Origin of the sequence: Pseudarthrobacter sp. NS4 (assembly GCF_024758005.1) — a bacterium.
Taxonomy (GTDB): domain Bacteria; phylum Actinomycetota; class Actinomycetes; order Actinomycetales; family Micrococcaceae; genus Arthrobacter.
The window spans coordinates 3,353,670-3,366,956 of record NZ_CP103288.1; the positions used below are offsets into that span (position 1 = coordinate 3,353,670).

Consider the following 13,287-nt stretch of genomic DNA (forward strand, 5'->3'; position numbering starts at 1 on the left):
GGCCCACCCTCAACCCGGAACGGTCCCCAGCCTGGGTCTCGCCCGTTCCGCACCCAGCATCAACACCAATCCATAGCGAGCGAACAAAACAATGTCTGCGTCACCAGCACATCCGGGCGCACATGCCCGCCACCATCGAACGCCGATCGAGACTGCAGCCCTTGCACTGGCAGGCGTTTTCGCCCTTGTGGGCTTCCTCGGTTTCATCCCCGGCATCACAACCAACTATTCGGAGATGGCCTTTGCGGGGCCTGGCTCCAGCGCCTTGCTCTTGGGGATTTTCCAGGTTTCCGTTCTGCACAACACCGTCCATGTGCTCTTCGGTGCGGCAGGGCTAATCCTGGCCAGGACCGCAGCGCAGGCGAAGTATTACCTGATCGGCGGGGGCGCCGTATACCTGGTGATCTGGCTGTATGGGCTTCTGATCGACAAGGCCTCCGCCGCCAACTTCATCCCGGTCAACACGGCGGACAACTGGCTCCACGCAGTACTGGGAGTTGTCATGGTGGCACTGGGCCTTGTTCTTGGCCGCAACAACGCCGGTCGCGGCCGGGAGCTGTGAGAACAGGGGCACACTGTGCTCCCCCGCCGACGCTGGGTCAACTCCCCGGAGCTGTAGTTTCCGTCTTTGCCTGCCGTTTGCTGAATTGCCGGGCTATCACAACGTCCGTGGAGGAATGGGAGAGGATGGAGAGGACGATGACCAGCGCAACCAGGTGGTAGATCTGGTCAGCCAGAGCAATGCCTGACTCAAGGATGATCAGCCCGTACACCACGGAGGCGAAGCCCTTCGGACCGAACCACATGGCGGTGACCTGTTCGCGGAAACTCAACCGTGCCCCGATGAAGGACACCAGGAGGGCAAGAGGGCGGGCAAAGAACAAGGCCAGAAGCGCAAAAATCCAGCCGTTGAAGGGGATCTCCTGGAAAAGGAAGGCAGGGGTAATCAGCGCGCCGAAAACCATGATGGCGGCCAGTTTCAGCAGCTCGGTGACCAGTTCCCCGAATTGTTCGAACTCGTGCCGGAGCTCCCTGCCCAGGCTAGCAACGGTGATTCCGGCAGCAAAGGCGCCCAGGAAGAGGTTGGCATGGGTGGCATGGCAAATCGCAAGCACCAGGAGCCCGATGGATACCGCCAGCAGTGGCTGCAGGGAGGACGTTGCCTGCAGGAAGGGCAGGCGTTCGAGTGCAAGCACGGCGGCGGGCACCACCACGCCAACCAGGATGCCCAGGAAAATTTCCAGCAGCAACTGCTCACCGTGTGCGTCATGGCCGCCTGTTGCGGCCAGCAGGACGAGCACGATGGGCAAGGCCATGCCGTCGTTCACACCGGACTCGACATTCAGCAGATGGCGCAGCCGGCCAGGTACTTCCTCCCTGCCCACGATGGCGGCAGCGAAAACGGGATCGGTGGGGGCCAGGACGGCGCCAAGGAGAAAGGATTCGAGCCAGGGCAATCCGGCGACGTAGTGGGCGAACAACGCCGTCAGCGCCAGGGTCAGCGGCAGGCCGAGCAGCAGGGCCCGCCCCGGCAGCCGCCAGGCCGAGCGCAGGTCCCGGTAGCCGACACGCATCCCGTCCGTGAACAGGACCGCAAACAGCGCAAGCTCTGCCAGGCCGCCCACGATGGGGTCGCCCGTGGACACGGTGACCACGCCGAAGGCTCCCTGCCCCAGCAGGAATCCGCCCATAAGGAAGAGCACTGCCGTGGACAGCACTGTCCGGTGCGCGCGTTCGGAGATCAGAACCCCGATCAGCAGCAGGGCCGCGAAGGACAGCAGCAGGGCAGTTGGCATGGGCCTCCCCTCTGGTTCCAGCGGAATACCTGATGTTCCGATCATCGCCGCAGCTGACGAACGAATCTACCCCGGGGCTTCCGGGTTCCGGCCCGCGGTCCCGGCGCCGTCAAACCGTCAGGTCCCTTCCCCGCACCAAACGGGCGGCTGCTGCCGCCGCCACCACGGCAACAGCGGCCATCAGCACGGCGCCCTCCGGCTGGAAGGCTTCAACGGGCATGGCGGACGAGTGCCTGAACGGGCTCAGGTCCTGAAGCCAGACGGGCAGGCCCAGGAGTTCCCCGAACTGCCCCAGGACCAGCGCAACGGCCAAAGCCCCCCAGCCGACGGCGCCGCTCCACCGGGGTGCAAGCGCGAACACCAGCAGGGCCAGGGCCGGGAAGACGAGCGCGGCCGGAACGTGGGCCAGCGCCGCGGCCAGTACCGTGCCGGGGCTGCTGCCACCTGCCTGCGCCAGGGCGAGCACGACGGCGGCCGATACTCCCGCGGCGGCCGCGACGGCCGTCGTCGAAATTGCCGCGACGGCGATGGTCCCGCCCAGCCAGCGGACGCGCGACGCCGGCACGGCCAGGAGCAGTTCGGCCCGCCCTTCCGCTTCTTCCGCCCTGAGCCGCAGCACCGCCTGGATGCCCGCCGCAGCAGCCATAATGCCGGCCATGCCAAGCATTGCCGTGGTGAACAGGTCAACCATGCCGGCGTCGCCGGGAACCAGCCGGTTCATTAGCTCCATCAAGGACTGGTTGCCGGCCAGCGCGTCCCGGACCACAGGTCCCAGCCCGCCGGCCACGGCCCCCAGGAGGGCAGCGGTGAAGCACCAACCGGCCACGGTTCCGCGCTGCAGCCGCCACGCCAGCCCCAGCATGGATGCCAACCCGGTTCCGGCCCGTTCCGACCCCGACTCGTCGGCCGCAATGTAGCTGGCCCCAAGATCCCTGCTGGTTCGGAGCATCAAGGCAGCCCCTGCCAGGACGAGGGCACCGGTACCGATGACCACCAACGGCAGCGCATCGGAGTCGGTGAAGGGCCGGATGCGCTGGCCCCATCCGATGGGCGAGAACAGCGAAGGCCACGCGGCGGTGACCTTCAGCAGTGACGCGTCTGCCGTGCCGAGCGCATCCCCCGCGCCCCTGATCAGGTAGGCCCCGCCCACCAGCGCCGCCGCTGCGCCGTTGGCGCTCCGCGCGGAGGGCATCACCTGTGCTGCCAGCGCGGCGGCCACCATGAAGAACAGGCCCACCGCCCCCACGGCTGCCCCCGCCAGGAAAGATCCGGCAACCGGGAGCCCTGCGCCGATGAAACCGGCGGCAACAGCAAGCGCCAAGACCACGTTGGCGCAGGTGCCAAGCACCAGGGTGGCGTACAAGGGCGTCACCCGGGTTACAGGGGTTGAACCGACAAGCTCAAAACGGCCCTGGTCCTCATCCGCACGGGTGTGCCGGACCACCAGGAACGTACTCATCAGCCCTGCCAGCACTGCAGTGAAGGAATAGCCCTGGAAGAACGTGACCGCCCCGGAACTGATGCCGTCCGGAAGCCCCCGGAGGAAGAGGAATGCCGGGCTGGCCGCAGCCACCGCAACCAGGGCGGCACGCTCGTTGTCGGCGCCAAACTGTGTAGTGACGGCGGTGGCGGCCGCATACCCCAAGCCGGCAATGCCCAGGATCCAGGCGGCGAGGATTGCGCGGTCCCTGCGGGCCTGGAGCAGGGCGAGACGGACGACGGCGGCCATCACCGAACCTGGCTTCTCGGGGCCTTGGGCTGTTCGCTGTAATGGCGCATGAACAACTCCTCCAGGGAAGGGGGTGCGGCAGTGATGCCCGTAACGCCGGCGCCGGCCAACGCATCCAGGACTGGCCCCAAGTCCGCTGCATCGGCGTCGAACTCCATGACGGTCCCGTCAGCGCGGAGGTCGTGGATGCCCCGCAGCGTTGCGAGCGCCTCCGGCTTCACCTGCGAGATGACCCGGAAGCGGGTCCTGGTGAGATGCCGAAGCTCGGCCAGCGTCCCGGATTCCACCGCAGTCCCGGACCGGATAATGGTCACCCTGTCGCAGAGCTGTTCCACCTCGGCCAGGATGTGGCTGGACAGCAGCACTGTCGCCCCGTCGTCCCTGACCCGGCGGACATGCCGGCGGAACACTGCATCCATGACCGGGTCCAGGCCCGAGCTTGGTTCGTCCAGCAGGTAAAGCCTGGCCGGGCGGGAAAAAGCAGCTATCAGGGCCGCCTTCTGCCTGTTGCCTTTGGAGTAGGTCCGCGCCTTTTTCCGTGGTTCGAAGTCGAACTCGTCAATGAGCCGCCGGCGCAGGCCTTCGTCCGCGCCGCCGCGCAGGCCGGCGAGCATGTCGATGACCTCGCCGCCGGTCAGGTTCGGCCACAGCGTCACGTCCCCGGGAACATAAGCCACGTCCCGGTGGGCCCGGACCGGTTCAGCCCACGGGTCGATGCCGAACACCCGGGCCGTTCCCGACGAGGGACGGATCAGGCCCAGGAGAATTCGAAGAGTGGTGGACTTTCCGGCCCCGTTCGGCCCGAGGAAGCCGTGGACCTCGCCGGGCAGGACGGAGAGGTCCAGGCCGGCGAGCGCGGCTGTCCGTCCAAAGTTCTTCACAAGTTCTGTGGTGGAGATGACGGGAGATGAGTCTGTAGGCATGGCCGGGTCCGTTCCGTGCTGGCAGCAACTACACCCAGGGCGGGGTGCCAGGGGCATGCCGCAGGCGTTTCCGCATGCGGGCCGACCAGGCTTCCCGGCTCTCCGGTCCACATCATACAAGCGGCCAATCGGGCGCGGAAGAGGCTGCCGGAAGGGGCAGCCGCCGCTCCCGGCGCGGCTGCCCGTGGCGCCGCCGTCGGTCTGCTGGTGCTAACGTGACCGCTATGCACCTGAAGGCTTACCAGCGAAGCCAGGCACCGCGCCGCCGGAGAAAAAAGCCGAGTATGCTCCTTGCCGGCTACAGCCGCTCCGTCTCAGCCTTCCAGGAACGGCAGCTGTCCACTTTCCAAAGACTTTCCCGCCGCCTGGTGCCGCGGCACCCCGCACAGCTGATCGTGCTGGGCTTTGTCCTGGCCATTGCGGCCGGAACCGGGCTCCTGATGCTGCCGGTGGCAAAGAACGGCGTGGGCGGCGCTTCGCTGCTGGAGGCTTTGTTCACAGCCACGTCCGCGGTGTGCGTCACCGGCCTGATCACGGTGGACACTCCAGTGTTCTGGAGCGGGTTCGGGCAGGCAGTCATCCTGGTCCTGATCCAGGTCGGCGGCTTCGGGGTGATGTCCTTCGGTGCGCTCCTGGGCGTGCTGACCGCGCGGCGGCTGGGGCTGCGGTCCAGGATGCTTGCCGCCGCGGAAACCAAAAGCAGCGGCTTTGGTGATGTCCGCCGCGTCCTGCTGGGTGTCCTGCTGATCACGGTGATCGTCGAGGTGGCCCTGGCCTTAATGCTGACGCTGCGTTTCCAGTTTGGTTACGGCTACCCGTTCATCGAGGCGCTGTGGCATGGGCTGTTCCACTCCGTGTCCGCGTTCAACAACGCCGGATTCGCGTTGTACTCGGAAAGCCTGATGGGCTTCGTCAGCGATCCCTGGGTGTGCCTGCCGATCGCCGCGGCGGTGATCGTCGGCGGCCTCGGCTTTCCGGTGCTGTTTGAGCTGCGGCGCCAGTACCGCCGTCCCATCCACTGGAGCATGCACACCAAGCTGGTCCTGGTGGGCAGCGCAGTGCTGCTTGTTGCCGGCACCGTCTTCATCACCGCCGCGGAGTGGACAAACCGCGCCACCCTGGGCGCGCTTCCTCCCGGGGACCGCATCCTGGGCGGATTCTTCCAGTCGGTGATCACCCGCACGGCAGGCTTCAACAGCATCGACATCACGCAGATGCACCCCGTGTCCTGGCTGGGCATGGACATCCTGATGTTCATCGGCGGTGGCCCGGCAGGAACCGCCGGCGGCCTGAAGATCACCACCTTCGCCGTGTTGTTCTTCATCCTGACCACCGAACTGCGCGGCGGCACTGCGGTCAACATATTCGGCAAACGCCTATCCCGCGCCGTTCACCGGCAGGCCATCACCGTGGTGCTCCTGGCCATCGGCCTGGTGGTGGCCTCCACCATGTTCCTGATGCTCATCACCGACTTCGGGCAGGAGCGGATCCTCTTCGAAGTGGTCTCCGCCTTTGCCACCGTGGGCCTGTCCACCGGCATCACGGCCGGGATGCCACCGGCCGGGCAGGTGGTGCTGATCCTGCTGATGTTCATCGGCCGGCTTGGCCCCGTCACGCTGGGCACCGCCCTGGCCCTGCGCAGCCGCCCCGTCCTCTACGAATACCCGAAGGAAAGGCCCCTCATTGGCTAAGGACATCTTCTCCCGCAAAACCGCACGCGTGGCGCAGGCCGACTCCGTTGCCGTTATTGGCCTGGGCCGCTTCGGCGGATCACTGGCGCTGGAACTGGAAGCGCAGGGAACCGAGGTGCTGGGCATCGACAGCGACGAGGAAATCGTGCAGTCCTACAACGGCAGGCTCACCCATGTGGTCCGGGCCGACTCCACCAAGGAAGAAGTCCTGCGCCAGCTCGCGGTCCACGAGTTCGACAGGGCCGTGGTGGGCATCGGCTCAGACCTGGAAGCCAGCATCCTCACTACGTCCCGGCTGCTCACGTTCAGGCGCCCGCAGATCTGGGCCAAGGCCATCAGCGATCCGCATGCCGAAATCCTGGCCCAGCTCGGCGTGGAACATGTCATCCGCCCCGAGCACGACATGGGCAAGCGGGTGGCCCACCTGGTCCGGGGTTCCATCCTGGACTACGTCGAGTTCGAGGACGACTTCGTGATGATCCGGACCGGGCCGCCGGCAGAGGCGCAGGACCGTCCACTGGGGGTGCTCGGCCTGCGGGACAAGTACGGCATCACCATCGTTGCGATGAAGCGGCCGGGAAGCATCTGGACGCACACCACCGCCCAGACTGTCCTGTACGACGACGACCAGATCATCGTCCAGGGGCCCAAGGCCCTGGCCGAGGGGTTCAGCACGCTGGCCTAAGCTTGCCCGCTGCGGGGTTCCTGCCCCTCCAGCGGTGGACATGCCCTGACGGGACGGGCACACTGAAAAGCCAGGTACTTCCAGGACTTTCACCGGGAGAGGACCCGATGGAGCACCTTAACCGATTCGCAGGCGAATTCCTCAAGGCGCTCAAGAACCTCCTGCCCATCGTGCTCGTGGTGGTCCTGTTCCAACTGCTGGTGTTCCGCTCCATACCCGATGACCCCCTGCAACTCGTGGCCGGGCTCGTAATTGTGGCCGCGGGCATCGCGTTGTTCCTGCACGGCCTGGACCTGAGCATCTTCCCGGTAGGCAAGAACCTGGCCAACCAGTTCGTCCGGCGGGGCGCCCTGGGGCTGCTGCTGCCCTTTGGCTTCGCCATCGGGTTCGCCGCCTCCGTCGCAGAGCCGGCCGTGATCGCGGTGGCAGAGCAGGCACAACTGGTCAGCCAGGGACGGATCAGCGCGCTGGTGCTGCGGTTTGTCATCGCAGTTTCGGTGGGGCTTGTCATGGTTTTGGGCGTCCTGCGCGTCCTGCGCGGGTGGGCGGTGTACAAGCTCCTGATTGCAGGCTACGTAGTGGTGCTGCTGCTCACTTACGCCGCGCCGCCGGAAATCATCGGCATTGCGTACGATTCGGGTGGGGTCACCACCAACATCGTCAGCGTGCCGTTGATCGCCGCGATTGGTTTGGGGCTGGCGAATTCGATCAGGGGACGCAGCCTGCTTGCGGACGGGTTCGGGCTTGTGGCGCTGTGCGTGATGGTGCCCATGATCGGCGTCCAGCTCTACGGAACCTGGGTCTATACCTTCGGCGGCGCCGGAACGGCGCCGTCCGCCGCCGGGTCAGGCGGGGACCCTGGAGACTGGGTGGTGGGCATGATCCTGGGCCTGGCGTCCATGGTCCGGGAGGTCCTGCCGATCGTGGGCGTGGTCCTGTTCTTCCAGTACGTGGCACTGCGGCGCAGGCTGGCACACCCGCTGCGGGTGGTCGTCGGGTTCGTTATGGTCCTGGTAGGCCTGTATGCCTTTGTGGTGGGGCTCAAGCTGGGCCTCTTCCCGCTCGGGACGCTCATGGCGGAGCAGCTGATCGAGCAGGGAGTCCCGGCGCTGATCCTGCTTTTCAGCCTGCTGATCGGATTTGCGGTCACCATGGCCGAACCGGCCCTGCTGGCGATCGGTGAGCAGGCGGAGGACGCGTCGCCCGGCAGGATCAGCGCCTTTGCGGTCCGCGTGATCGTGGCGGCAGGTGTGGCCCTGGGAATCGCCTTCGGCGTATTCCGCATCCTGACCGGCGGGCCCTTCCATTACTTCATCATGGCCGCCTACGCCGTGGCGATCGTCCTGGTGTTTCTTGCACCGAAGTACATCATCGCCCTGGCCTTCGATCTTGGTGGCGTGACGACGTCGGAAGTCACCGTGCCGCTGGTGACCGCCCTCGGCATCGGCCTGGCAGCCGCGGTGGACGGCCGGGACGTGTTGATTGACGGGTTTGGACTGATCGCTTTCGCCTCGGTCTTCCCGGTCATAGCCGTCATGGTGTATGCCATGGTGATGGAGAAATTTCCCCTGCTGAGGAGGGAACCGGCATGAAGTTCACAGCCGTTGTGGTCATCGCACCCGACGACCTGGAAGAGAAGGTCATTGAACACGCGCAACGGGTGGGTGCCACGGGCGTGACCATCCTTCCGGGCAAGGGCATTGGCGGGGAAGCCCGGAAGACGTTTTTCGGGCTCACCTTCGAAGGGACCCAGTCGGTGCTGCTGATGGTGGTGGGAACCCACCTGACGGCACCGATCCTGAAGGAGCTGCACACCGTCCTGGTCAAGGGATCGGAGTCGAGGGGCCTCGCGTTCGCGATTCCCATCGAGCACCTGACGGGTATCGACATGCGCCAGGTGGTCAGGTTTGAGGAGCATCTGCGCCGAGAGGGCGCCTGAGCCGGTTCAACGTTTCGCTAGGAGGAAGACAATGCTCACTGTCAAAGACGTCATGGTTTCCCAGGTGGTCACGATCTCCCCCTACAGCACGCTGCGTGAGGCGCTGTCCATGATGAAGGAGCGGCAGGTCAAAAGCCTGGTGGTGGACCGCCAGCACGCACACGACGCCTACGGCATGCTGAGTTACCGGGAACTCCTGGACACCGTCGTGGCGCAGGAAGGCGATGTTGACCTCCTGAACGTCTACGACGCCGCCACGATCCCTGCCATCACCGTTAACGAGGACCTGTCCGTGCGGCAGGCCGCAGCCCTGATGAGCCGTTACCACCTCAGCCGGCTGGTGGTGGTGGAGGGCAACCAACTCGTCGGCCTGCTGGCGATGAACGACATCCTGGCCCGGCGGATGGAAGAACTGACGGTCAGTCCTCCCCCTTATCAAAGCTGAACCCGCAGGCGCACCGGTAGGTTAACACGCCGCCGTCGTTCATCCCCTGCTGTCCTTCCGTTGATACAGGCTGGCCTGCCGCGACCAACTGCATGACCTCGCCGCAGTGAATGTGTGTGGCGAGCATCCGCCGCAGCTGCGGATCTTCCGCGAGCCTCTCGGGTGCGGCTCCCCATAGCTGTGCCATGACCGGCTCCCTTACTCAGCCCAGCGATGCCAGGAGGTCGGCGCAGGCCTGCTCGCAGCGGCGGCAAGCCTCGGCGCACAGCTCGCAGTGCCGGTGCATCGAGGCATGCTGTCCGCATTCATCGGCACAGGCCCGGCATGCGATGCGGCATGCCTCCAGCACTGCACGGGGGGTCCCGGTGTCACTGGCGTGGCGGGAGAGGATTTTTCCGGTCGCCGCGCAGATGTCCACGCAGTCGAGGTTGGTGCGGATGCACTTGGTGAGCTCGGCGACCATCTCTTCGCTGAGGCAGGCGTCGGCGCAGGCGGCGCACGTCTGCGCGCACTCAAAGCACGCCTGGATGCATTCGGCGAGCTTGGCCTTATCGATGTTTCCGAGGTCCCGGGGGTGGGCGTCCAGCATGGACTCTACATGTGTCATTGGTTTCTCTTTCCAGGTCAATCCGGCAGTAAAGGGTGTGTGAAACGGCGGGCCGTTTCTACGTCCTACTGATGGAAAGCTGGACAACCGACAGCGATGGAAGATCCGGCGCTGCCGGGACTGCGCCGAAAAGAACAGCATCCCCCGGCTGCCGGTGCAGCGAGGAGGGCGGATCCACCGCCCCAGTCCTCACCGGTGCCGGTTCGCTTCGCGGAGCCTGCCGGCGTTCGCAGCAGTCCCCCTCCAACTCCTCCGGCTCAGCATATGGAACGGCCTGGTGGACAGCGCGCACTGCCCCGGAAGCAGGCAGCGACGTCTCGCCTGCACCGACTGCGGCTTCCGCCGGCGGCGGCACAGCTGCCGGGCCGGCTGACTGGGCAGCCGCCGGTTGGAACGGGCCGTGGCCCACAAGCTTGTACCGGCTGCCGTGGGTGTAGGAGGCTGCTCCCGCGACGAGAACAGCCACGAGTACCCACACGAAAACGCTCCGCAGCGAAACGAGGCAACGAAGCTTTCCGAGCGAAGACCAGCGTAGCGTGGCCATCCCCACTTCCTGATGGACGTCTTTTTATCAGCCTAGCTTCGCATTTCCGTGAAGACGATCACACGTGTATTACTTTTGGGCCTCGGCCCCGGTAGCCAGCACCCAGAAGCCGCCCTGCCACCTATGCCTGCCTGGAGCTTATGGAGTCCGCCTTGTCCAGCAGGATTTTCCGTTCCGTGGTGGCGTAGTCCCCGGCGCCGATGGCGTTCCGCATCCGGCCCAGGTGGTCCAGAACCTCCGCCCGGTATTGGCCCTCCCTGTCGCACCACGCAAGCTCCGAAAGCAGCCCAAGGAGGCGCTCCACGACGGCAGGATCCATGGCTCCGAATTGCCTGGGTTGGTTCATCGCCACATCGAGAAAGTCCCGGAATACAGGAAGTGCCAGCACTACCCTGACCCGGCCGTCATCGTCTGTAAGGTGCTCCGGGCCGGGATCCCTGCCCGTGAGCCGGCACAGGAGTGCCGAGAGGTGCCCGATGACGTGCACTGCCGTGGTGGGGTCGTTGATACCAGGGGAGAGCGCACGGGCTGCAACATCCACCAGCTGCCGGAAGCCGAAGCCGACGTCCTGGACGTTGGTGCGTTCAAAACCCGTTGCCACAGCGGCATTGATGTCCTTTGCCAGCTTCTCCCGGGCTTCGGGGCTAAACGTTGCTCCCGGTGCCACTGGCCAGGCGGTAGCAAAGGGAACGCCCTCCACCAGCGAGCTGCCCGGTTCCCGGTCCATCCGTACCACGGCACCTGAGTCTTTCGCGGCCTGCAGCAGTGCGTCCTTATCAAACGAGGTCAGGAAACCTGAGGAACTGGCGTTGACGGCGAAGCTGCCGGACGACGGAAAGGGCTCCGGTCCGCGTTCTGGCCGGTCTTCGGGAAAGACCCGGTCCATGGTTTCCTGGGTTTCCACGTTCACCCTGCGCATCATTGTTTCCACCCGGATTTCCCGGGTGAGGTGCGCCAGGAAGAGGACCAGCCCGACGACGCTGGCGATGGCGAGCCCAAACGCGACGGTGACCGAGATTTCCGGTACGAAGGCCGTGTTTCCGTTGCCTTCGTCACGGACGCTTCGCAGGACGGTCAAGGCGAAGGCGAAGGCGGCCAGGAATAGGGCCAGCGTCCCGTGCACGAACCGGTCCGAGGTAAAAGTCCTCAGCAGCCGCGGCGAGAACTGGCTGCTGGCCAATTGCAGGGTAACCACGGTAAGCGAGAAGGTCAGGGACGTTACCGTGATGAGCGACCCCGAGATGGCCTGCAGGACCGACCTTGCAGCTTCCGGGCCTCCGCTGAAGAGAAACACCGTGACGCTCTCGGGCATTTCACCGTCAAGTGCGGAATCAAGGGCGGGCAAGGCCATCCCCATGACCACGGCCAGCGCAACTGCCAACGCCGGAAGCGGCCACAGCTGGGTCCGCAGGGCATCAAGCCAGGGCGCAATGCGCCCGTTCATCGGCAACAATCCGGCCGCGTTGATGGTGCTTCAGTCATAGTCTCCTGCTCTCGTCCGAGGACCAGATACCGACGGCGATTAAGTTCCCTTCCGGTCCTTCCCGCCTGGCTCCAGGCTGGCCGAACCGGAAATACTCAGCGTACTGTCAAAAGCGTTCCCCTGTCCGTGTTCCCAGTCCAATTCCCTTATTGAAGGAGCCTGACGCTGATGTGGTTTGATTCCTGGCCGGAGGTTCTTCGTGTCCTGATCATCGGTTCAGTTTCGTACGCGGCCCTGGTGCTGGTCCTGCGGGTGTCCGGCAAGAGGACGCTGGGGCAGCTGAACGCATTTGATTTCATCGTCACCGTGGCCTTCGGGTCCACGCTCGCGACCATCCTGCTCAATTCCGACGTCGCCTTCCTTGAGGGGCTGACGGCGCTGGCGCTGCTCGCGGGGCTGCAGTTCGTCGTCGCCTGGGCGTCCGCCCACGTGCCCGGAGCCCGGGCCGCCGTAACGGCCCGGCCTGTGGCACTGGTAGTGTCCGGCGAACTTCAGCACAACCAGCTGCGCCGGAACCGCCTCAGCGAATCCGAGGTGCTGCAGGCTGTACGCGGCACCGGATCCGGCGACCTGTCCAATATTGCTGCGGTGGTGCTGGAAACCAACGGGACCCTCAGTGTCATCCCGGAGGGCAAACTCGGGGACGCGTCGGCGCTTGAGGGTGTCCAAAACGCTCCCGGCCCGGAACGTCCATGACAGAACCCCGACGCGGCCCTGACGCCAGCACCGCATCCGAGCGAAGCGGCCGGCTTCGCCGGGCGGAAGAGTTGGCCCGCCGCCTGGACAAGCCGATGGGAATCCTGGGCGTCATCTTCCTCTTCGTAGTGCTCGGCCAACTGATAGCAACGGAGCCTGGACTGGCGGGCGCCTTCGTCGTGGCCGGCTGGCTGTTCTGGGCAGTGTTCGTGGCTGAATTCCTGTTGCGCGCCTACATCGCCGGGTTCAGCAAGGACTTCTGGCGCAAGAGCTGGTGGCAGGTCATCTTCCTGCTCGTACCGTTCCTGAGGTTTTTCCGCGCCCTGCAGGCCCTTCGGCTGGTGCGCATCGCCAGGCTGGCGCGCTACGGGTCGATCCTTTCGGCAGGAGTACGGGGTTCACGTTCCGCCGGAAGGCTGTTGACCAGCCGGATCGGCTGGTTGACGGCTGTCACCGCGGTGGTCATCCTGGCCTCAAGCCAGCTCCTCTACACGACAGGGGAGCACAGCTCCTACGCCGACGCCCTCTTCGAATCGGCGATGGCCGCCATCACCGGCACCGGCATCACCGGCACCAGCCTCTTCTCCCGGGTCCTTCAGGTCCTTCTCGCCATCTATTCGGTGGCCGTTTTCGCCACCCTGGCCGGCACGCTGGGCGCGTTTTTCCTGGGGCGGAAGGATGAGCCCGGCCGCCGGTTACCCTAGCCCGCCGCCCCGGGACGGCTCGAAGGCTGGCCGGCAATTCCGGTT

General features: G+C 65.6%; 15 protein-coding genes. 8 read left to right on the forward strand and 7 right to left on the reverse strand.

Annotated features, from left to right (window positions below; genetic code table 11):
- Nucleotides 1–91: 91 nt before the first annotated feature.
- Nucleotides 92–562 carry a DUF4383 domain-containing protein gene (locus NXY83_RS15830; protein ID WP_258803153.1) on the forward strand — a complete coding sequence of 157 codons (471 nt, stop codon included), beginning with the start codon at nt 92–94 and terminating at the stop codon, nt 560–562.
- A gap of 37 nt (nt 563–599) precedes the next feature.
- On the opposite strand, the gene NXY83_RS15835 is transcribed toward NXY83_RS15830, so the two are convergent.
- The 3 genes from NXY83_RS15835 to NXY83_RS15845 form a co-directional block, all read right to left on the reverse strand.
- On the reverse strand, nt 600–1,796 hold the full coding sequence (locus tag NXY83_RS15835; RefSeq protein WP_258803154.1) for a cation:proton antiporter: 1,197 nt from the start codon (nt 1,794–1,796) through the stop codon (nt 600–602).
- Nucleotides 1,797–1,905: 109 nt separating this feature from the next.
- Nucleotides 1,906–3,525, reverse strand: coding sequence for an ABC transporter permease (locus tag NXY83_RS15840; RefSeq protein ID WP_258803155.1), 1,620 nt, complete (start codon nt 3,523–3,525; stop codon nt 1,906–1,908).
- On the reverse strand, nt 3,525–4,448 hold the full coding sequence (locus NXY83_RS15845) for an ABC transporter ATP-binding protein (RefSeq protein WP_258803156.1): 924 nt from the start codon (nt 4,446–4,448) through the stop codon (nt 3,525–3,527). Before NXY83_RS15845 ends, NXY83_RS15840 begins: the two co-directional genes overlap by 1 nt.
- A 284-nt stretch (nt 4,449–4,732) precedes the next feature.
- On the opposite strand from NXY83_RS15845, the gene NXY83_RS15850 reads away from it, so the two are divergent.
- The 5 genes from NXY83_RS15850 (at nt 4,733) to NXY83_RS15870 (ending at nt 9,208) form a co-directional block, all read left to right on the forward strand.
- A complete protein-coding gene (locus NXY83_RS15850) occupies nt 4,733–6,139 on the forward strand; it encodes a TrkH family potassium uptake protein (protein WP_258803157.1) in 1,407 nt (468 codons plus the stop codon).
- A complete protein-coding gene (locus NXY83_RS15855) occupies nt 6,132–6,824 on the forward strand; it encodes a potassium channel family protein (protein WP_258803158.1) in 693 nt (230 codons plus the stop codon). Before NXY83_RS15850 ends, NXY83_RS15855 begins: the two co-directional genes overlap by 8 nt.
- A gap of 107 nt (nt 6,825–6,931) precedes the next feature.
- Nucleotides 6,932–8,416 (forward strand): DUF1538 domain-containing protein, encoded by a 1,485-nt coding sequence (locus NXY83_RS15860; RefSeq protein WP_258803159.1) that lies wholly within the window; start codon nt 6,932–6,934, stop codon nt 8,414–8,416.
- Nucleotides 8,413–8,763, forward strand: a complete 351-nt coding sequence (locus tag NXY83_RS15865) for a P-II family nitrogen regulator (RefSeq protein WP_258803160.1) — start codon at nt 8,413–8,415, stop codon at nt 8,761–8,763. Before NXY83_RS15860 ends, NXY83_RS15865 begins: the two co-directional genes overlap by 4 nt.
- A gap of 31 nt (nt 8,764–8,794) precedes the next feature.
- Nucleotides 8,795–9,208, forward strand: coding sequence for a CBS domain-containing protein (locus NXY83_RS15870; RefSeq protein WP_258803162.1), 414 nt, complete (start codon nt 8,795–8,797; stop codon nt 9,206–9,208).
- On the opposite strand, the gene NXY83_RS15875 is transcribed toward NXY83_RS15870, so the two are convergent.
- The 4 genes from NXY83_RS15875 to NXY83_RS15890 all read right to left on the reverse strand — a co-directional run bounded on the left by NXY83_RS15875 (nt 9,183) and on the right by NXY83_RS15890 (nt 11,803).
- Nucleotides 9,183–9,395, reverse strand: a complete 213-nt coding sequence (locus tag NXY83_RS15875; protein ID WP_258803163.1) for a hypothetical protein — start codon at nt 9,393–9,395, stop codon at nt 9,183–9,185. The two genes, NXY83_RS15870 and NXY83_RS15875, sit on opposite strands and share 26 nt — an antisense overlap.
- A 15-nt stretch (nt 9,396–9,410) precedes the next feature.
- A complete protein-coding gene (locus tag NXY83_RS15880) occupies nt 9,411–9,815 on the reverse strand; it encodes a four-helix bundle copper-binding protein (protein WP_258803164.1) in 405 nt (134 codons plus the stop codon).
- A 58-nt stretch (nt 9,816–9,873) separates the two neighbouring features.
- On the reverse strand, nt 9,874–10,359 hold the full coding sequence (locus tag NXY83_RS15885) for a hypothetical protein (RefSeq protein ID WP_258803165.1): 486 nt from the start codon (nt 10,357–10,359) through the stop codon (nt 9,874–9,876).
- Between the two features lie 121 nt (nt 10,360–10,480).
- The gene (locus NXY83_RS15890) at nt 10,481–11,803 is read right to left on the reverse strand and encodes a DUF2254 domain-containing protein (protein ID WP_258803166.1); all 1,323 of its coding nucleotides are present in this window, start codon (nt 11,801–11,803) and stop codon (nt 10,481–10,483) included.
- A 207-nt stretch (nt 11,804–12,010) separates the two neighbouring features.
- Between NXY83_RS15890 and NXY83_RS15895 the strand changes: the two genes are divergently transcribed.
- Both NXY83_RS15895 and NXY83_RS15900 read left to right on the forward strand, forming a co-directional pair.
- Complete coding sequence (locus NXY83_RS15895; protein ID WP_258803167.1) at nt 12,011–12,538, forward strand: DUF421 domain-containing protein; 528 nt, start codon at nt 12,011–12,013, stop codon at nt 12,536–12,538.
- Nucleotides 12,535–13,242, forward strand: coding sequence for an ion transporter (locus NXY83_RS15900; protein WP_258803168.1), 708 nt, complete (start codon nt 12,535–12,537; stop codon nt 13,240–13,242). The genes NXY83_RS15895 and NXY83_RS15900 overlap by 4 nt, the downstream gene beginning before the upstream one ends.
- Nucleotides 13,243–13,287: the final 45 nt, after the last annotated feature.